Source organism: Limnohabitans sp. (assembly GCF_036804465.1).
Taxonomy (GTDB): domain Bacteria; phylum Pseudomonadota; class Gammaproteobacteria; order Burkholderiales; family Burkholderiaceae_C; genus Limnohabitans.
In genome coordinates this window covers 166602-167426 of record NZ_DAIRSK010000003.1, presented here as the reverse complement: position 1 = coordinate 167426, position 825 = coordinate 166602, and the positions used below count along the sequence as shown (strand labels likewise).

At 57.5% G+C, this 825-nt stretch carries 1 protein-coding gene; it reads right to left on the bottom strand.

Annotated elements, in window-relative coordinates; translation table 11 throughout:
* The coding region (locus tag V7Q41_RS02715; RefSeq protein ID WP_333842457.1) for a hypothetical protein at positions 1-825 on the bottom strand (825 nt) is incomplete at both ends.

Sequence of the window (825 nt, the reverse complement as noted above, 5' to 3'; positions counted from 1 at the left end):
TGATCGTGAGCGCCTCAGCCGTCGCAGTTTGGTTGTTGATCTTGCCGCCAAAGAAAATGTTGCTATTTGTGGTGTTCAAGGTGGTGCTGCGCGCAGCATTGCCCAACACCACATCGTCGTTGAAGGTCTGAGCACCAGTAGTGGTGATACGGCCGCCTTGAATAACAACGCTACCGAGCGCATCGGAAGTCACGCTGGCGGCGTCAACGGTGCTGACGAAGGTGGTCACACCCCCACTGTTGACGATGAGCGCTGCGATCTTGGCCAGATCACCCACAGCGCCTGTGAAAGTGACGTTCCCTGTGCCCGCATTGATCAACAGCGCCTCAGCCGTCGGAGTTTGATTGTTGAGCTTGCCGCCAAAGAAGACATTGCTGTCGGTGGTGTTCAAGGTCGTGCTGCGCGCGGCATTACCCAAGAGCACGTCATCGTTGAAGGTCTGAGCACCCGTGGTGGTGATGCGCCCGCCTTGAATGATGAGGCTGCCAATTGCGTTAGAGGTCAAGCTAGTCAGGGCTTGACCATTGCCACCCACCTCAGATGTCAAGGTAGTGACGCCTGTGCTGTTGAGCACCAAGTCATGCGGCCCATAGACCAGGCCGCCTAAGGTGAGCGCGGCGTTGCCTGTGCTCAACGTCAGGTGGTTGTTCAACACCAGCGGAGTGTTGTTGTCGCCCAGCGTTATGGCTGTGTGGTTGGTGTTCACGGTACCGCCTAAGCTCAGGCTGTTCGGTGCGGTGACCACCAAACCACTGTCAAAGCTCAAAACATCCGAGGCAGAGTCGCCCAGCGTCAACGTGCCCGTGTTCAAGAAGGATGCGGCGC